Source organism: Lysinibacillus sp. GJ-1 (assembly GCF_021166035.1).
Classification (GTDB): domain Bacteria; phylum Bacillota; class Bacilli; order Bacillales_A; family Planococcaceae; genus Lysinibacillus; species Lysinibacillus sphaericus.
In genome coordinates this window covers 994,359-1,012,678 of the sequence record NZ_CP088912.1, presented here as the reverse complement: position 1 = coordinate 1,012,678, position 18,320 = coordinate 994,359, and the positions used below count along the sequence as shown (strand labels likewise).

Genomic DNA, 18,320 nt, shown 5'->3' with positions numbered 1-18,320 from the left:
GAATGCAAGACTTGTTTTCAAAAACAAGCTCTCACATTCCTTATTACACAACGCTACATTAATCAAATCGTTCGCCTTGAAGGACGCCAGACTGTTGTAGCATTTCACGCAAATATCGATACATCTCATCATGCCAAAATGCATCTGTATCAATCATTTCTGTTGCATCTTTTCGTGCCGTCTCCAGGGTTCTATAATCATGTACTAAATCGGCTACTTTAAAATCAGGCAAGCCGCTTTGCTTACGGCCTAAAAAGTCTCCTGGTCCACGAAGCTCTAAATCTTTTTCAGCTAGTCGGAAACCATCATTTGTTTCGGTCATAGACTGCATTCGCTCTTTACCCTCATCCGATTTTGGATCAGCAATTAATATACAGTAGGATTGATGCTCACCACGTCCTACACGACCGCGGAGCTGATGTAGCTGCGCTAAGCCAAAACGTTCCGCATCGTAGACTACCATAAACGTTGCATTGGGCACATTTACGCCGACCTCAACAACAGTCGTAGATACTAAGACGTGAATATCGCCCTCGCTAAAACCTCGCATTATCGCATCTTTTTCATCTGCTGGTAAGCGACCATGCATTAACCCAACTTTAAAGCGTCCAGTAAAATACGATGCGAGTTGCTCATAAATCTCTACGGCATTTTGAACATCCAGTTTATCCGACTCTTCAATCAAAGGACAAATGGCATATGCTTGTCTACCTGCTGTCAGCTCTAACTCTAGTTTAGCTAATACGGAACCCAATTGTTCTTTTTTCATCCAATGGGTTTCAATTTCTTTACGCCCTGCCGGCATTTCATCAATTAACGAGACGTCCATTTCACCAAACGCTGTAATCGCCAGTGTTCGTGGGATAGGCGTAGCCGTCATAAAGAGCACATCAGGGTTTTCTCCTTTATCACGTAAAATTCTACGTTGCTCCACACCAAAGCGATGCTGTTCGTCCGTTATAACAAAGCCCAGTCTCTTGAAGAGAACATCAGGTTGGATCAGAGCGTGGGTGCCTATAACAATATCAATTTCTCCATCAGCCAGTGCGGCTAATAGTAGACGGCGCTCCTTCGTTTTCGTTGAGCCTGATAATAACGCGACACGTACACCAAATGGCTCAAACCAAGCAACTAAGTTTTCAGCATGTTGCTCTGCTAATATTTCCGTCGGTGCCATTAGCGCCCCTTGAAATCCAGCTGTCACAGCAGCATATAAGCAAATAGCTGCCACAACCGTTTTTCCCGACCCAACATCGCCTTGTAGCAAACGATTCATGCGATGCGGTGCTTTTAAATCTTTACATATTTCATTGACAACACGCTTTTGAGCACCTGTTAACTCGTACGGCAATGAAGCAATAAATGCCCGTAGTTTTTGCAAGTCGAACTGTATAATCGTACCGTGTTCAGTATCCTTACGTATTTTACGTAATGCTTGAATACGGAGCTGAAAGTTTAATAACTCTTCATAAGCAAAGCGTCTTCTAGCTTGTTTCGCATGCTCAGCATTTTGTGGAAAATGAATACCTTCCAACCCATCGCGTATTGACACTAATTTATAGGCATCCTGCAAATGCTGTGGAATCGCATCTGGTAATACCGCACCAAAGTCATCTAACACCTGTCGCATATATTTACGAAACCGTTTTTGTGGAATTAAACCTCTCAAGCTATAGACAGGTTCAAAGTCTACTTGGTCGATTTTCGGTCCAAAAGTGACGGTGGTGCCATTAATAACTTGTCTACCTCTATCCCATTTGCCCGTCACTGTCACAATAGTACCTGGTATAAGCTTTTGCTTTAAATAGTTTTGATTGAAAAATACGACTTTTACTAAATGGCGCCCCGCAAGCACGGTTACTTGCAAGCGAGATTTGTTGCGTCCTAAAAACAACACAGTCGGCTCACGTTCTACTTTACATTCAACGGTAACTCGCTCATTATGTGGTGTTTGCGCTAAATCCTTTAAACGGAAATCCTCATGCCGATGTGGAAAGGTCCATAAAATATCGTTTACCGTCTCGATACCCAATGTTTCTAAGTGTGCTGCGGTTTCTTTCCCGACTCCTTTTAATTCGGAGACAGAACTGCTTAATTCAGTCACCTGTCACAACAGCTCTTGAGATTTGTTGTGTCACAAATCTCAAGAACCTACCTCCCTTCTATGTCAATTGTTTTATTGTTATTCGTAGATACATCCGTTCTCATTTTAACTGTATCATAAATCTTTTCTTTCGTGTCGACACAGTAACTTTCAAATTGCACTTATTCGGGCGCTATCGCCACTAAGCCAGTCGTAATCGCCACGAAAATCACTTCTATCGGCACGAAACCTTCAGGTCCCCGCTGTAGCGGATTACAACGACATAACAAAAAAGCGTTAGATTGATTGCAGTCAATCTAACGCTTTTACAATCTACTCTATTGAGATTCTTGCTTTTAGTATGCTTTGTAAATCGCCATTATTAAGAATCGCATTGCTAATTGCTTTGCCTGTTGGCGTCGCCGCTAGTCCACCACGCGCTGTTTCTTTCAAGTTCGGGCTCATTGACTGACCGATGCGATACATCGCTCCAATGACTTCATCACATGGAATACGACTTGTAACACCTGCTAAAGCCATATCTGCTGCTACAAGCGAATTCGCTGCCCCCATTGCATTACGTTTAACACAAGGCACTTCGACTAAGCCCGCTACTGGATCACAAACGAGACCTAGCATATTTTTCAGCGTAATAGCAAATGCTTCTGCACATTGCTGTGGTGTCCCTCCTGCCATTTCCACTATTGCCGCCGCCGCCATACCAGCTGCCGAACCAACTTCAGCCTGACAGCCACCTGCAGCACCCGAGATAGAAGCATTGTTCGCTACCACAAAACCAAAGGCGCCTGAAGTAAATAAATAGCGAATCATTTGCTCACGCGTTGGGTTTAGCTTATTTCTTACTGCAAATAAAGTGCCTGGCACTACTCCCGCAGAACCGGCTGTAGGTGTTGCACAAATTGTGCCCATAGCAGCATTTACTTCATTCGTAGCAACTGCTTTACTGACCGCATCCAATAATAAATCTCCAGAAAGCGATTTGCCTTGTGCAATATAATTTTGAAGTAGGACAGCATCACCACCAGTTAAACCTGTAACAGACTTTACTCCTTGTAAGCCTCGTTCAACTGCTTCCTCCATCACTGTTAAGTTTTGATCCATTTGTTGCATAATTTCTTCGCGTGTTCGACCACTTATTAGTATTTCTTGTTCAATCATTAGCTCAGAAATTTGCTTTTCTTCACGCTCCGCTCGTTCTACAAGCTCACGGACATTATGAAATAATACATCCATTTTGCGACACCCCCTTAGTTATTAATTTTCGATACTTTTGTAATATGTGGTATTAATGAAATTTGTTGAAGTACTTTGTCCTCAATATTTTGATCTATCTCAATCACCATTAAAGCCGTTAAGCCACGTTCGATACGTGAAACTTCCATATACTAATATTGACATTATGCATTGCTAAGCAATTTGCCACATTGGCAATACAGCCCGCGCGGTCATCATGTACAACAAGAATGGCAGGCATGCCACCCGTTAAGCGAAGCTTGAAGCCATTGACCTCGCTTACTTCAATTTTTCCCCCGCCAATTGAAATACCGACAATTGACATTTCGCCATTATCGTCACCAAATACTAATCTCGCTGTATTCGGATGCTCTGTATTAGCTGTTTCCGGAATAAATTCATATTGCATGCCAGCTTTTTCTGCATGCTCAAAAGCCGTTTTAATTCGCTCATCAAATGTATCAAAATCTAATAAACCACCAATTATTGCTACATCTGTCCCATGCCCTCTGTATGTTTCTGCAAACGAACCATATAGGTGGATTTTCACCCATTTCGGCTGTCTGCCAAATAAATCTCTTGCAACACGGCCAATACGCGCTGCACCTGCTGTATGAGAAGAAGATGGACCAATCATAACAGGTCCAATAATATCAAAAACCGATGTAAACTTCATACAAGCACCCCTCTATTCTATTCATATAATAATTTTACTTTTACTTATATCATGCTTGATAGTTACTATAAAAGTAAAGCACTACTTTATCAACTTTCAGAAAATTAAAACGACTATAATTTCTTAATCATTTATATTATTTCTTTATTGTACTCCCTACAAATACAAGCACTCTCAAGAGCTGATATTCCAGCATTTACAAGTTAACTGTCCTTTGAAGAAATACACAAAACAATCTATTTTGCTTATTTCTCCTTGTATTCAACGCTGGCATTCCTTTTACCATAAACAAAAGCAGTACACAACTTGTGCACTGCTTCGTCTACTCGTTCACTCTGCTACCTAATATTATTCTACCGAAATAATATATGGATATAATCCTTGTTTACCATTAAATAACTCCACTTCGACATCTGGATAGTTTTCTTCGATAAATTGGATTAATTCAGAGGCTTTTTCTTCAGACGTATCTTCGCCATAAATAATTGTTACGATTTCCGTATTTGCATCTACTAAATCTGTAATAACTTTCTCAGCAGCGTCTTTTAACGCTGGTGTAGAGAGCACAATTTTCCCTTCAGCAAGCGCCATAAAATCGTCTTTATGAATTTCTACGCCATCAATCGACGTATCACGCACTGCATAAGTGACTTGCCCTGTTTTTACATGAGCAAATGCTTCTGTCATCGCTTTTTGGTTTGTTTCAACTGTCGCTTCTGGATTAAATGAAAGAATGGCTGCCATCCCTTGAGGAATTGTTTTTGTTGCCACAACTGCAGCTTCAATACCCAATAACTCTACAGCTTGCTCTGCTGCCATTACTATATTTTTGTTGTTTGGTAAAATAAGTACTTTTTCAGCACCAATTTCCTGTACAGCTTTCACAATATCTTCAGTTGAAGGGTTCATCGTTTGTCCGCCCTCAATCACATAAGAAGCACCAATCGAGCGTAGTAATTCAGCCACACCTTCTCCCATTGCAATCGTAACAATCGCATAAGGATGCTTTTCAGCTTTTTTCGCTGGAGCTGGCGCAGATGCTTTGTGATCCTCGCCAACGATAGCGGAATGTTGCTCACGCATATTATCAACTTTGATTTTAATAAGACTACCATATTTTTGCCCCATCGCTAAAACAGCGCCCGGTTGCTCAGAATGAATATGCACTTTCGCAATTTCTTCATCTGAAATAACAAGCAACGAGTCACCTAATGGGTTTAATTCATTACGGAATTGTTCCTCACTGAATGGCTCTTTATCCTCTTCAAAACGAACCATAATTTCCGTACAATAGCCAAATTCAATATCTGCAGTATTCATAAAGTCTTGGGCTCTATGATGTTCGGCATTAATTAAATCATCTAATGTTGCATCATTTTTCTTTGGTAGTGGCTCGCCTTTTAAAGAGGCTAAAAAACCTTCGTAGACAAATAGTAATCCTTGACCACCACTATCCACGACGCCTACTTCTTTTAACACCGGTAACAGGTCTGGTGTGCGCTCTAGTGAAGCCTTTGCTTCCGCAGTAAATGCTTCCATAACAGCAATGATATCGTTTTCACTTTCAGCAACTTCTACACCTTTTTTAGCCGCTTCTCGTGCAACAGTTAAGATTGTTCCCTCAACTGGTTTCATTACTGCTTTATAAGCTGTATCGACACCAGCTTGGAAAGCACCAGCAAATGCTTTTGCATTAATTGTTGCTTCTTTTTCTACAAATTTACCGAAACCTCGGAATAGTTGCGATAAGATTACACCTGAATTCCCACGTGCACCCATAAGCAATCCTTTTGATAACGCTTGTGCCGTTTTCCCAATATGTTGTGACGCTTGAAGTTCGGTTTCCTTAGCACCAGATGTCATCGATAAGTTCATGTTTGTCCCTGTATCCCCATCTGGTACTGGGAATACATTTAAAGAATCTACATAATTTGCATTTTGGAATAGGTGATGAGCACCCATTTGCACCATTTCAGCAAATTTTAATCCGTCTAAAGACTGCATTCGAATTTGTTCCTCCTCTTACTCATTCGCTACACGAACGCCCTGCACAAAGATATTGACAGATTTAACGCTCATACCTAATGTTTTATCCACTGTATATTTCACTTTCGACTGTACTTGATAAGCAACTTCCGAAATTTTAGTCCCGTAACTAACAATAATATACATATCAATATGTAAATCTTCTTCTTGTTGTCGAATTACAACACCTTTTGCAAAGTTCTCTTTACGTAAAATATCAGTTAGACCATCACGAATTTGATGTTTAGATGCCATGCCAACAATACCGTAGCATTCTATAGCAGCGCCACCAGCAATTTGTGCAAGTACATCTGTTGAAATATCAATTTGGCCTAATTCATTATTTAATTCAATTGACATAGAAATGCCCCCTTGGCTCTTTTTGACTAAATTATATTGTACCACTTCGGGTATACATTAAGCAACCTAAGTTGCCTTGAAAGCGCTTTGTGTCAACGTTTTTAGCGTTCCATTCCTACCCAATTAGCTTACAACATTTATGGTTCTCTGTTCTGAACGACCTATTAAACAGCATTTCCTTAAATGTCACGGTCGAAACATTGTCATTAAATATCTATGTATTGGTAGACAAAAAAGCTGATGTATTTAAACATCAGCTTTTTTGTGGGATTCTGCTAACACCTAAGATGCTCTCTTTACTACTGGTGTTTCAGTTGTTTCGCGGGTATTTCACTACTCCGCGGGTATTCACTTTCTTTTCGCGGGTATCTCTCTTTACTCCGCGGGTATTCACTTTCTTTTCGCGGGTATTTCACTCTACTCTGCGGGTATTCACTTTCTTTTCGCGGGTATTTCACTCTACTCCGCGGGTATTCGCTTTCTTTTCGCGGGTATCTCTCTTTACTCCGCGGGTATTCACTTTCTTTTCGCGAGTATTTCACTCTACTCCGCGGGTATTTCACTCTCTGCTGCATATAAGCTTTTTATAAGTGTTTCAATCATCACAGGCATTTCTTTAAATGCACTATCTACATGTAAACGCTCTGTCTTTTGATGTGCATCTTTGCCGAATGGCACATTTAACACTGGTACTTTAAGGCAGACATGGCTTCAAATGGAATACTATACGTATCACCATAAACAGGTGTGTTGCGCTCAAATGCAGCCCAGCCATTGGAATCATCTGAATAATTGACATAACTTAAATCACAAATGCCATTGAAATAGTGTATTTGCTCGACTTCAATAGCAAATGTTTTGGCTGTTTTCTTCATTAATTCGATTGATCGCTTGACGAGCGGATGCTGTGAAGAATTAATAGCTGGGTAATAAGGAGGTGCGTATAACAGCACCGTTGCTGGTGTTAGCTCCTGACATCGAATCATCAATTGATCTACAATACGAATCGACTTCTCCCGATCATCCCACGCTGTATTTTCTAGCACTTGGTTTTTAATATGCTTTACTTCCTCTGCGCCAAGTTTTTGAATAGCATGCTCTAAAACTGCCTCATAGCGAAGTACATTTACTTTCCCAACACCTTGTACTTGTTCGCGTTCACAAATTTGCTTATATTGCATATTACAAGCAGCCATTGCCTCCAATGCAACTTGTTCAAAAATTTCCATAACCTCTGTTGCCGTCCGCTTTAACAAAAATACATTATAAAGTGCGGCTGCACGATATGGCGTCTGTGTAGAATACTCCATTTTTAAATCCTTTAATTGTAAGGATACTGGCAATGGTGTACTTTCACCGAGATCTGTTTCGCGGAAAACTGGATTCCACTCCATATGCTGTGTCATAAAGGATGCAATATAGTTGGCTGTCATACCTTTTAACGGCTCACCTACATGCGTCTCTTTTCCATAAAATAAAGCAGCCGGCATAATCTTACCGATTGTCCCTGAATATATATATTCATTTATATCAGAAGGCCCTTGTGAAAACGAAGGTTCACTATTTAAATATAACTTATAGGTTAAACCGTATTGTTCACGCAACCTTACTAACTCGACTACGGCTGCACGCATACCAGCAGAATTGACTTCCTCATCCGGTACCGCTGTTAAAATTAGATTGATTGGTCATTGTTCAATACTCGCTTTTTCAATCAATTGCAAGTGTAAAGCGAGTCCCATTTTCATATCCATTGTGCCACGACCAAATAAATAATTACCCGACTCTAAATCAATTCTAGCCGCCTCTGGCAAATCTTTTTTATATTTAGGTTCCATTAGCATACTCGTCAACTCTTCTGGCCGACAAGCAAATGGCTCAAGCTCTCCATATTCCTCTGTATGAACCGTATCGAAATGACTAATTAGGACTACTGTTTCAGTAGCCGTTGGATGCTTGTACAATGCTGTAACCGCATGGCGACCGAGTCCCGCATCATGCAGTTCTATTAAGTTAGGATTATCTTGAAAATAAGAAAGCGTTTGCAACAGCTCTCTTAATTTAAAGGCGAATTCATTTTCACCTGCTGTTAATGTTCTGCTTTCCCAGCTTACAATTTCACATAATAATGCTCGCAGTTTGTCTGGTGTATTCCATAAATAATTGTTCATATTTAAAATCTCCTTTATCCACTAAAAATGAAATATCCATTAAGCATTCAGTGACTTTTCTTTGTCAGAAGTGATTGTACTCACTTTACTCAATTTCACTTTATAAAATAGCATACACGCTACAAAGAACCCTATGCCATATAACAACCCTATTCTTTGAGTCGGATCAAACGCTAAAAACACTAATATAATGACACAAAAAACAATACAAAATATTGGAATTAATGGGTACAATGGTGTTTTAAATTTCAAATCTGCCACATTGCCTCCCCCTTTTACATAACGGTATCGGAACATTAATTGAGACATGGCAATACCCATCCAAGAAATAGTCACCGAAATTCCCGCAATAGACATAAGCAACACAAATACTGCGTCAGCTTCCATCACACTTGTTAATAACGATAGCAGTGAAAATAGCATCGTAAAAATAAGCGCATTTAATGGCACTTTATTTTTTGTTAATCGACCAAAGTACTTTGGAGCCATGCCTTCTTTTGACATCGACCATAGTAATCGTGTGGAAGCATATAAGCATGAGTTCCCTACAGACAATATCGCTGTCAAAATAACGAAATTCATAATGCCCGCCGCATATGGAACACCCGCAATTTTCATCAATGTAACAAAAGGACTTTCAAGTAGCCCAAGTTCAGATGATGGAAAAATGGCAGACAGTACTATTATAGAAGCAATATAAAATACGATAATTCTGAACAAGATTGTACGTATTGCTCTTGGAATGTTTTTTTCTGGGTTTTCTGTTTCACCAGCAGCAATTCCTACTAGCTCGGAACCTTGATACGAGAAAATAACATTCATCATCGTGACAAAAATAATCGTAATGCCTGCAGGGAATAATCCTGTCGGTGCTAAATTCGTTAAATGTGGAGTCAGTAGATCAGCCAAAGGAATCAAGCCAAAAATAGCAGCTACACCAATTATTATAAAGGCAATTACAGCCACTACCTTAATGCTTGCAAACCAGAACTCTGCTTCTGCGAAACCTTTTGTTGTTAAAGCATTTAATGTAAACAAAAGCACCATAAAGACAGCACACCATATCCAAATCGGCACATTTGGGAACCAATGCTGCATTAATATGCCCGCTGCTGTAAACTCCACCCCCGCGGTGGCAGCAGATCCAACAAAGTACATCCAACCTAACGAAAAGCCTGCTGACGGACTGATAAATCGTGTTGCATATGTTTGGAAAGAACCTGTGACAGGCATATACACTGCCAATTCACCCAGACAGTTCATCACCATATATAAAATTAAACCACCAAATAAATAACCAATTAGTGCTCCACCAGGGCCTGCTTGATTAATTGTAAAACCTACATTTAAAAATAAACCTGTGCCAATCACACCACCAAGTGATAACATCAATAAATGTCGACTCTTCATAGAACGCTTCAATACATTATTATGCTGTTGCTCCCCTTTGCTCAACGTGTTTCCCCATTTCCGTATTTTGTCAAATTATTAAATATTCAGATATTTAAAGTACTAAAACACCCAATCAATTTTCCCCTACAAATTGATTGGGCATGTTTTTTATTGACTTAAAATCGTAGTGATAAACAGCTCAATCCGCCATCATGCTTTCTAAATTCAGACATTTCAAGTTCAATCGTTTGATAGCCTAAGTCATTTAGTTTGCGATTAGTATCAGGATAACCGGCTGGAATAATGATAGTATCGTTTACTTGAATGCAGTTTGCAGAGTATTCATCTTGTTGTGGAATAACAATTTTCTCATAAGATTCAAATGCTGGATGATCGATAAACTCTCCAGCTACAACCATACGATTTTGTCCAACGTACGCGATGCCCGTTTTTAAATGGAAGAAATTTCGTAATGGAATAATCGTCGCTTCATAGCCTTCCCTTTCAACGATTTCTTTAAATTGTCGTGCGCCTTCTTCATTTGTACGATCTGAAATACCTACATAAAATTTCTTTTCAGCTTGCAAAACATCACCACCATCCAGTGTTCCAGGTGCTTCAATATAATATAGCTTGTCATAGAAATTTTTAACTGCTGGTTCAATTGCTTCAATTTCACGATTGCGTGCTGCCGCTCCTGGATTTGTGATAATAGCAAATTCAGAAGTTAGTACCGCCGTATCTTCTACAAAAGTTGCATCTGGGAAAGCTTCATCTGCCTCAAGTTGAGTAACCTCTACACCACATTTTTTTAATGCTTCTACATAGCGTTCGTGCTGTTCAAATAACTTTTCTAAAATAGGTTTTCCTAGATCACTTGTTGTTAAGCCGTTAACAAAACTATTGCCTGGTGTTTTTACAATCACATTTTTAAACATATCATCCATCTCCCTTTTTATCCTCTGACTACTGGGCAAGTTAGACATGTAGGTCCACCTGTGCCTTTTACCGTAATTTCGTTACCTTTATATTCATATACCGTTGCACCCGCATCTAATAACTGCTGTTTAGTGGAAGGATTACCTTCAGGAATAACACATACTCTCGGCGCTAACGCTAACACGTTACAGCCTAAAGTATCATACTCAGCTTTTGGTACTTCCACTAATTGAATTCCTCTTTCAATCAGAAGCTGACGGAAAAATACTGGCATTAAACGCGAATGTACAACAGCCAAATCCTTGTCTACCATACTAATAAAGGACATTAGATGTAAGCACTCTGCTTCCCCTAAATCATGAGGGAGTTGCACAACGATAAATTCATCGACCATAGTTGCTGTCATTTCCTTAATTTGACGAATTGCTTCATCGTTCGTGCGATATCCTCGACCAACTGCAAGCGTACGGTCATCAAGCCAAACCAGATCCCCTCCATCTGAAACAGCATCACCCGACAATTCACCGATTATTGCAATCCCTTTGTCTTGTAAAAATTCCTTATAAACAACTGCCTCAGGTTGTCTTAACTTTTTACCAGATTTCAAAATAATTGCACCATGTGGTGTGAATTTTACAGGATCATGCGCATAAAGCGAATCTAATCCTACTTCATTTGACGCTGGTAAATAATCAATTTGTTCAACATACTTCTCTAGAACGGCTATAAACTCAGCATATTCTGTAAGAGCCTCCTGATAGTTAGGTTCTGATAAATAGTTGAAAGTTTTCCATTCATCCGCAAGATGCTCTTGGCTTTTAAAAGCGTCTTTTGGATGTTTAATAATTACGTGTTTTAAAGGTGCATACATGGATGAACAATAATGCATACCTTCACCCCTTTTCCGTGTAGTGGAAAACGTTTCCGTTAAGAGGAAAGTTTATATAAAAAATATAGGCGTTTTATGATATACTGTCAATATATTTAGAAAAATTTTAATATTATCTTTTTCAAAGAGAAAACTAACTATGGGCGACAACGAAGGAACTAGACGAACAGGAAGAATAAAAATAAAATAAGATTAGAGGAGGTGGGACAATTATGCAATTATTAGAACGAGCAATGACAATTGCGAAAGTGTTAGCTTCAGAAGCATCCGAAGGCAGTTTGTCTATTTCAGAGCTTTCCACCAAATGCGATTTACCATTGAGTACATTACATAGAATTTTAAAAGCGATGATTGCACAAGGAATGATTGAACAAGACACGCAAACGAAGCATTATCGTCTCGGCACAATATGGATGGAGTTAGGTTTGCAAGTGTATGATACGATGGACTATATTAGCAAAATTAGACCAGAATTAGAAAGACTCGCAAGAGAAGTTGAGGAAAGTGTTTATTTAAGCAAACCTGCGGGGCTAGATACAATTATTATCGAACGTATTGATAGTGCAGCCAACCCGATTCGTATTTATGATCAACTAGGTATTCGCATTCCAATGCATATTGGGGCAGCCAATAAAGCGTTGTTAGCCTCTTTACCGACCGTAGAAGCAAAGGAAATTATGCAGCAACTCGTTCCTATTGATGAAATGGCTGACTTAGAAGCGCAGTTAGAACAAATTCGATTACAGGGCTTTGCTATTAGCCACGGGGAGCGAACGGCAGGTACCTCCTCAGTCGCTGTAGCTGTTTTTAATGGATTTGGAGAAATTATCGGTGCGGTCAGTATCGGTTTTGTTAGCTTTAACGTCAGCGAAGAACATATCAACTTCCTTACACAACGTCTTGTAGAAACAGGAAAACGCGTCTCTACAAAACTTGGCTATCGTGGGAAATAATCTATTAAAAAATTCACTGTGCAATGAATTGAGCACCCATTGTTCAGTGTTTTTTCATAGCTGTTTTTGCCTGTAAAGGTTTTTTTCTTGAAAGGTTATGTGAAAACTATTGCACTGAACGACTTGGTATGTTAAATTATTATGGTATGTGAAATACCGAACTGAAATAATAATCTTTCAGCATCAACTGTAAGGAGGGAATACAACATGCCAAAACAATGTGTAATCACTGGACGTAAAGCTCGTACTGGTAACAACCGTTCCCACGCTATGAACGCTAACAAACGTACTTGGGGCGCTAACCTTCAAAAAGTTCGTATCCTAGTTAACGGTAAACCAAAACGTGTATGGGTTTCTGCTCGTGCTTTAAAATCAGGTAAAATCGAGCGCGTTTAATAGCCGCTTCTAAAAAATCGATTTCGCATAAAGCGTAAATCGATTTTTTTCTTTCATTTTTCAAGGCACACTACCAACCGCCTTTATATAGCTATTAAACAGGAAAAATCCGACTGGCATCAGTCGGATTTTTTAGCTTCTTTCTTATCTTTTTTAAATAGATTAATACACGTACGCGTAATGCTACTAACAAATTTCGGCAGTTGGAACGTATATACTTTCAGGACTCTCTCCCCCTTACGCTAATCTATGCTTCTTATCATTAAACATATGCCTTGCGTGAAGGATATAGACCCTGAAGTGCCTATTATTTCATTACTTGTAAATCGAGTTGAACCTAACGAAATTTCTTCGTTCGTTGTTTCGTATTTTACATGCCTTAAAGTAACGCCCTGTATTGGTTGCTCATGGGCAAAAAAAGACAAATAGCGATAACGCTCATCCGCTTGAATTGTGTGCGTGCCTGGCACCAAAAACTGTATCATGTTCGCATGGTTGATAATTTTCAACACAAGATCAGGATGTTCAAGCTGTAATCGATAAATGGAACGCACAGCTGCCTCATAATGATCTAAGCGCCCACCTGTAACCCCTGTTAACACAATTTCGCTAGGAGCGAAGGTTAACGCTTTTAACAGCGCTAAATCCGTATCGGTTTCATTTTTTTCTTCACGGAAGCGTTGGGCATCATCCGCATGTTTCATAACATATTGATATTCCTCTTGTGATAACGAGTCAAAGTCGCCAACAATAGCATGCGGTGTAATACCTTGCTCAATTAAATACAGTGCACCTCGGTCCGCACCAATAAATAGAATATCATGTTGTCTACTATACGCATCAAAGGAACATAGCTCCTCTTTCGGACCGCCTGCACAAACGACAACAGTAGTCATCCTTTAATCGCTGCCTCACCAGCAGCTAAAATCTCTTGAAGTGCCGCTGTACGATCTTCTTTACTATAAATCGCTGAACCTGCTACAAAAATAGTGGCACCTGCTTTTGCACATGGAACAATTGTTTCGGCATTAATACCACCATCAATTTCAATCGCAACGTCTAAATTACGCTCTTTAATAATTGTGGATAATGCTTCAATTTTAGGTACAACAGAATGAATGAATTTTTGACCACCAAATCCAGGATTCACTGTCATGAATAACACCATATCAATATCTTGTAAAACGTGCTGAATCGTTTCAATCGGTGTATGTGGATTTAAAACGACACCTGGCTTAACACCGTAAGAACGAATTAATTGAATTGTACGATGTAAATGGCGGCAAGCCTCTACATGTACCGTAATATAGTCTGCTCCTGCTTTGGCAAATTGTTCAATATATTGATCTGGATTCTCAATCATTAAATGAACATCTAATGGTAAATCAGTTAAAGGACGAATCGCATCCAACACAATGGACCCAAATGAAATATTCGGTACAAAATGACCGTCCATTACGTCGATATGAATAAGCTTTGCACCTGCTCGTTCTACGTCTTTTACTTCTTCTCCTAGTTTAGCAAAGTTTGCTGCTAAAATTGATGGTGCTATTTGTATCATGATTAATACCTCGGCTTTCGATCCATAATTTCTTGCATAAATTGTTCATAATGTTTGTAACGGTACTCGCGTATTTCGCCAGCTTCGACTGCAACTTTAACCGCACATTTTGGTTCTTTTAAATGCAAACAGCCTCGAAATTTACAATCCTCAGCAATTCGCGTTATCTCTGGGAAACATGCCCCTAGCTCTTCTTTTTCAATTTCATCAAAATCAAACGAACTAAAGCCAGGCGTATCCGCCAATAAACCATCACATACTTCTATCAGCTCAACATGGCGGGTCGTATGCTTTCCTCGCCCTAAGCTCTGTGAAATAATGCCTGTTTTTAAATTTAAATCAGGTATTAACGTATTGAGAAGCGTCGATTTCCCAACACCAGATTGTCCCGCAAGCACCGATGTCTTTCCTTTTAAAATCGGCTGAAGACGTTCTACTAACTCTTCTTCGCCTTTATAAGTTTGAAGCACCGTATACCCTATGTTTTCATAATCTGCGATATAGCCCTGTAATTCCTCACGCTCATCGTCTTGTAATAAGTCCATCTTCGTCAGACAGATAATGGGGTGGACATGAAATGACTCTAAAACGACTAGAAAACGATCCAGTAAAATCGTATTGAAGTTCGGCTCTTTTACTGAAAACACTAAAATGCCTTGATCGATATTGGCGATTGGCGGACGAACTAGTTCATTTTGACGATCAATAATTTTTTGAATCGTACCATCCGAGCCTTCCGTTTCAAGTGTATACTCTACAAGATCACCGACGAGTGGCGATTCTCCCCGATTGCGAAAGACGCCACGTCCTCGGCACTGTATAAGTTCCTTCCCATCGTAAACATAATAATAACCACTTAACGCTTTACGGATTTGGCCATGCGCCATCCAATTCCCCCTTATTTAACATCATCGTAATTAAAACTATCCGACTCAATAATTTCTGAATCACGGATAATTTTATAAGCCGCTTCTTCGCCTTCTACAATGACAAGTTGTATTTTGTATTGTTGGTCACTAGTAATGGTGAATTCATCAAAAGCTTTCACCATTGTATGATTTTTATCTTGAATTTCAATGCGGATTACTTGTTCAGCACCTTCTTCAGTTGGCTCATATGGAATTAAAACATTTTTAATAAATGTTTTCACTGGTTTTTCTGCAGGTCCTTTACTTAAAACAACTGCAATGGTATCACCTTCCATTAAGCTGGTACCTGGTTTTGGCGTTTGCGAAATTACACTACCTGCTGCAACAGTATCATTATACTCTTCGCGAACAGTGCGCCATTTCAGCCCTACTCTTTTTACGTAATCATCCATTTGAGCTTTCGTATAATTCGCTACACTATCAACTGTTATCATTTTTACACCTTGGCTAATCGTAAATGTAATCGTTGCATCTTTTGCGATTATTTCTGCTCCTTCTTGCGGATCTTGCTCAATAATTTGCCCTTCAGGCAGTTTGGAATGTACATAATTTTTTTGGATGATTAACTTATCCTTTAACAAAGCTTCAACTTGACTAATTTGTTGTCCAGTATAGTCATCAATTTTAACTGTTTCGACACCAAGACTAACTATTAATTCGATTTCAGTTCCTTGAACACGCTTCGCATCTTTTTCTGGATCGGTTTCAATGACTTTGCCCTTCTCAATATCTTCAGAATTTCGCTCTTCTTTTGTTCGGCAACAACAAAGCCAGCTTCTTGTAATTTCTTTGTCGCATCTTCTACCGTTAAATTGGTCACATCAGGTACGGCAATTTTTTCGGACTAAATAAATCTGTTGCAAATAAAAAGAAAAGGAACATCGCAATCACGACGATGAATAACCCTGCCACATACTTTACCACTTTTTCTTTTGTTTGACCGGCTCTACTTTTTCAACAGGCTTTTTCGCTTCTACCTTCTTTTGTGCGATAGGTTCCATTGCTCTTGTTTTAGTCAAATCTTCATCTTTTCGGATAAACTGTTCCTTAATGATTGGGATAGCTCTTGTCGCATCATTATCAATAGGAATTGTAAATTTTGGTTCATTGATACGAGCTGATGATAATACTGTTTCCAAGTCCTCTTGCATTTCTTCTACCGTAGCATAGCGATGGGATGCATCTTTAGCAGTGGCCTTTAAAACGACATTTTCAAGACTTTGTGGAATGGTACCATCAAATGCTCGAACAGATGGCGTCTCTGATTGCAAATGTTTAAGGGCAATTGAAACAGCCGACTCACCAGAGAACGGCAATTCGCCAGTAAGTAATTCATATAAGACAATTCCAAGCGCATAAATATCTGATTTATTTGTTGCTGTTCCACCACGTGCTTGCTCTGGTGATAAATAATGGACAGTGCCCAACACAGAGTTTGTTTGGGTGAAAGATGTGGCACTTAGCGTCATAGCTATTCCAAAATCCGTTATTTTCACATTTCCTTCCGCATCCATTAAAATATTTTGCGGTTTAATGTCACGGTGAATAATATGATTTTCATGGGCATTGGCAATCGCTGACGTTAATTGCTTCATAATATGCACACTTCGAGCAGGAGAAATCGGTGCAAATTCCTGTATGTACTGCTTTAACGTCTTTCCTTGAACATATTCCATGACGATATAATGTAAGTCTCCATCATCACCTACATCATAAATACTAACAATATTCGGATGTGTAAGGCTTGTAACTGAAAGTGCCTCACGTTGAAAACGTCGATGTAATTCATCCTCATTGGTAAAATCATAGCGTAATATTTTTATCGCTACGTCCCTATTTAATATCATATCATGCGCCAAGTATACATTGGACATGCCTCCGCCACCAATGAGTTCTATAATTTTATAGCGGTCACTAATTCGTTTTCCTACAAGCATACTTACACCTCCTCATCTTGCCTTGTGAGTAACACGAGGGAGATATTGTCTTCCCCCCCGCTTGCATTTGCTAGTTCCACAAGCTTTCGCCCTTTTTCTTCAATTACATCTGGATAGGTAATGATAGATGCCATTTCATACACTGATAGTTTATTACTTAAACCGTCAGAACAAATGAGTAAATACGATTTTGGCGCTAGCTCTACTTCATAAAAGTCTGGTTCAATAGTTTCCTCTGTTCCAACAGCTTTTAAAATGAAATTTTTCTTCGGATGCGTCAATGCTTCCTCTTCGCTAATTTCACCATTTTCAAGCAGAACATTAACATAGGAGTGATCTCTTGTTATTTGTTGTGCGCCATCATCAAAGAAATAATACACGCGACTATCACCTACATGTGCAATGAAGCAATAATTCCCTTCAATTAACACGGCGATAAACGTCGTCCCCATTCCTTTACAGTCTTCATGTGATAAAGAATAGTTAAATATATTTGTATTTAAAAGCTTAACTGCTTGTCGTAACCATTCTTTTTTTGATGTCATAGTTGCAAAATGATGTGCCTCTGCTTGTAAAAATACCGTTTCCATTTGTTTCATTGCCATATCACTCGCTACATCGCCAGCATTATGACCACCCATGCCATCTACCACAAGTGCGAGTGCGATACCATCTGGACGTTTAAAAAATGCAGCGCGATCTTCATTAATTGCTCGTTTTAAACCAATATCACTTTCGACTGTGTATTTCATCAC

Annotated in this window: 14 protein-coding genes and 3 pseudogenes; 2 read left to right on the top strand and 15 right to left on the bottom strand. The window is 39.3% G+C overall.

What is annotated here, in order from left to right:
- Positions 1-58: 58 nt before the first annotated feature.
- The 9 genes and pseudogenes from recG to LO754_RS04590 all read right to left on the bottom strand — a co-directional run bounded on the left by recG (position 59) and on the right by LO754_RS04590 (position 11,789).
- A complete protein-coding gene (gene recG / locus LO754_RS04630) occupies positions 59-2,104 on the bottom strand; it encodes an ATP-dependent DNA helicase RecG (RefSeq protein WP_231785697.1) in 2,046 nt (681 codons plus the stop codon).
- Between the two features lie 312 nt (positions 2,105-2,416).
- Complete coding sequence (gene sdaAA, locus LO754_RS04625) at positions 2,417-3,337, bottom strand: L-serine ammonia-lyase, iron-sulfur-dependent, subunit alpha (RefSeq protein ID WP_231785696.1); 921 nt, start codon at positions 3,335-3,337, stop codon at positions 2,417-2,419.
- A 14-nt stretch (positions 3,338-3,351) separates the two neighbouring features.
- Positions 3,352-4,013: pseudogene (sdaAB, locus tag LO754_RS04620) on the bottom strand (L-serine ammonia-lyase, iron-sulfur-dependent subunit beta).
- Between the two features lie 348 nt (positions 4,014-4,361).
- On the bottom strand, positions 4,362-6,017 hold the full coding sequence (locus tag LO754_RS04615; RefSeq protein WP_231785695.1) for a DAK2 domain-containing protein: 1,656 nt from the start codon (positions 6,015-6,017) through the stop codon (positions 4,362-4,364).
- Positions 6,018-6,035: 18 nt separating this feature from the next.
- A complete protein-coding gene (locus LO754_RS04610) occupies positions 6,036-6,398 on the bottom strand; it encodes an Asp23/Gls24 family envelope stress response protein (RefSeq protein WP_231785694.1) in 363 nt (120 codons plus the stop codon).
- A 543-nt stretch (positions 6,399-6,941) separates the two neighbouring features.
- Positions 6,942-8,569 (bottom strand): annotated as a pseudogene (locus tag LO754_RS04605) (M20/M25/M40 family metallo-hydrolase).
- Between the two features lie 39 nt (positions 8,570-8,608).
- Entirely contained in the window at positions 8,609-9,979 is a 1,371-nt protein-coding gene (locus tag LO754_RS04600) for an amino acid permease (protein ID WP_231786282.1), read from the bottom strand.
- A 158-nt stretch (positions 9,980-10,137) separates the two neighbouring features.
- A complete protein-coding gene (locus tag LO754_RS04595) occupies positions 10,138-10,899 on the bottom strand; it encodes a dimethylarginine dimethylaminohydrolase family protein (RefSeq protein WP_231785693.1) in 762 nt (253 codons plus the stop codon).
- Between the two features lie 17 nt (positions 10,900-10,916).
- Positions 10,917-11,789 (bottom strand): dimethylarginine dimethylaminohydrolase family protein, encoded by an 873-nt coding sequence (locus tag LO754_RS04590; RefSeq protein ID WP_024362076.1) that lies wholly within the window; start codon positions 11,787-11,789, stop codon positions 10,917-10,919.
- Between the two features lie 212 nt (positions 11,790-12,001).
- Between LO754_RS04590 and LO754_RS04585 the strand changes: the two genes are divergently transcribed.
- Both LO754_RS04585 and rpmB read left to right on the top strand, forming a co-directional pair.
- Complete coding sequence (locus tag LO754_RS04585) at positions 12,002-12,742, top strand: IclR family transcriptional regulator (protein WP_024362077.1); 741 nt, start codon at positions 12,002-12,004, stop codon at positions 12,740-12,742.
- A 207-nt stretch (positions 12,743-12,949) separates the two neighbouring features.
- Complete coding sequence (rpmB, locus tag LO754_RS04580; protein ID WP_024362078.1) at positions 12,950-13,138, top strand: 50S ribosomal protein L28; 189 nt, start codon at positions 12,950-12,952, stop codon at positions 13,136-13,138.
- Between the two features lie 119 nt (positions 13,139-13,257).
- Here the strand turns inward: rpmB and spoVM are convergent, their stop codons facing one another.
- From spoVM to LO754_RS04550, 6 genes and pseudogenes are all read right to left on the bottom strand, one after another.
- Positions 13,258-13,362: a stage V sporulation protein SpoVM gene (spoVM, locus tag LO754_RS04575; protein WP_103977638.1), complete on the bottom strand. Its 105-nt coding sequence runs from the start codon at positions 13,360-13,362 to the stop codon at positions 13,258-13,260.
- An 18-nt stretch (positions 13,363-13,380) separates the two neighbouring features.
- Positions 13,381-14,034: a thiamine diphosphokinase gene (locus LO754_RS04570; protein ID WP_025218777.1), complete on the bottom strand. Its 654-nt coding sequence runs from the start codon at positions 14,032-14,034 to the stop codon at positions 13,381-13,383.
- A complete protein-coding gene (gene rpe, locus LO754_RS04565; RefSeq protein WP_024362080.1) occupies positions 14,031-14,699 on the bottom strand; it encodes a ribulose-phosphate 3-epimerase in 669 nt (222 codons plus the stop codon). The genes LO754_RS04570 and rpe overlap by 4 nt, the downstream gene beginning before the upstream one ends.
- 2 nt (positions 14,700-14,701) lie before the next feature.
- Positions 14,702-15,586 carry a ribosome small subunit-dependent GTPase A gene (rsgA, locus tag LO754_RS04560; RefSeq protein WP_024362081.1) on the bottom strand — a complete coding sequence of 295 codons (885 nt, stop codon included), beginning with the start codon at positions 15,584-15,586 and terminating at the stop codon, positions 14,702-14,704.
- Between the two features lie 11 nt (positions 15,587-15,597).
- Positions 15,598-17,565, bottom strand: a pseudogene (gene pknB, locus LO754_RS04555) (Stk1 family PASTA domain-containing Ser/Thr kinase).
- Between the two features lie 2 nt (positions 17,566-17,567).
- The gene (locus LO754_RS04550) at positions 17,568-18,317 is read right to left on the bottom strand and encodes a Stp1/IreP family PP2C-type Ser/Thr phosphatase (RefSeq protein WP_231786281.1); all 750 of its coding nucleotides are present in this window, start codon (positions 18,315-18,317) and stop codon (positions 17,568-17,570) included.
- Positions 18,318-18,320: the final 3 nt, after the last annotated feature.

What these genes read in the sequence shown, in the direction of transcription:
- sdaAA (WP_231785696.1), bottom strand. Translation starts at nt 3,337, where the DNA reads ATGGATGTATTATTTCATAATGTCCGTGAGCTTGTAGAACGAGCGGAG.
- LO754_RS04615 (WP_231785695.1), bottom strand. Translation starts at nt 6,017, where the DNA reads ATGCAGTCTTTAGACGGATTAAAATTTGCTGAAATGGTGCAAATGGGT.
- LO754_RS04610 (WP_231785694.1), bottom strand. Translation starts at nt 6,398, where the DNA reads ATGTCAATTGAATTAAATAATGAATTAGGCCAAATTGATATTTCAACA.
- LO754_RS04600 (WP_231786282.1), bottom strand. Translation starts at nt 9,979, where the DNA reads ATGAAGAGTCGACATTTATTGATGTTATCACTTGGTGGTGTGATTGGC.
- LO754_RS04595 (WP_231785693.1), bottom strand. Translation starts at nt 10,899, where the DNA reads ATGTTTAAAAATGTGATTGTAAAAACACCAGGCAATAGTTTTGTTAAC.
- LO754_RS04590 (WP_024362076.1), bottom strand. Translation starts at nt 11,789, where the DNA reads ATGCATTATTGTTCATCCATGTATGCACCTTTAAAACACGTAATTATT.
- LO754_RS04585 (WP_024362077.1), top strand. Translation starts at nt 12,002, where the DNA reads ATGCAATTATTAGAACGAGCAATGACAATTGCGAAAGTGTTAGCTTCA.
- rpmB (WP_024362078.1), top strand. Translation starts at nt 12,950, where the DNA reads ATGCCAAAACAATGTGTAATCACTGGACGTAAAGCTCGTACTGGTAAC.
- LO754_RS04570 (WP_025218777.1), bottom strand. Translation starts at nt 14,034, where the DNA reads ATGACTACTGTTGTCGTTTGTGCAGGCGGTCCGAAAGAGGAGCTATGT.
- rpe (WP_024362080.1), bottom strand. Translation starts at nt 14,699, where the DNA reads ATGATACAAATAGCACCATCAATTTTAGCAGCAAACTTTGCTAAACTA.
- rsgA (WP_024362081.1), bottom strand. Translation starts at nt 15,586, where the DNA reads ATGGCGCATGGCCAAATCCGTAAAGCGTTAAGTGGTTATTATTATGTT.
- LO754_RS04550 (WP_231786281.1), bottom strand. Translation starts at nt 18,317, where the DNA reads ATGAAATACACAGTCGAAAGTGATATTGGTTTAAAACGAGCAATTAAT.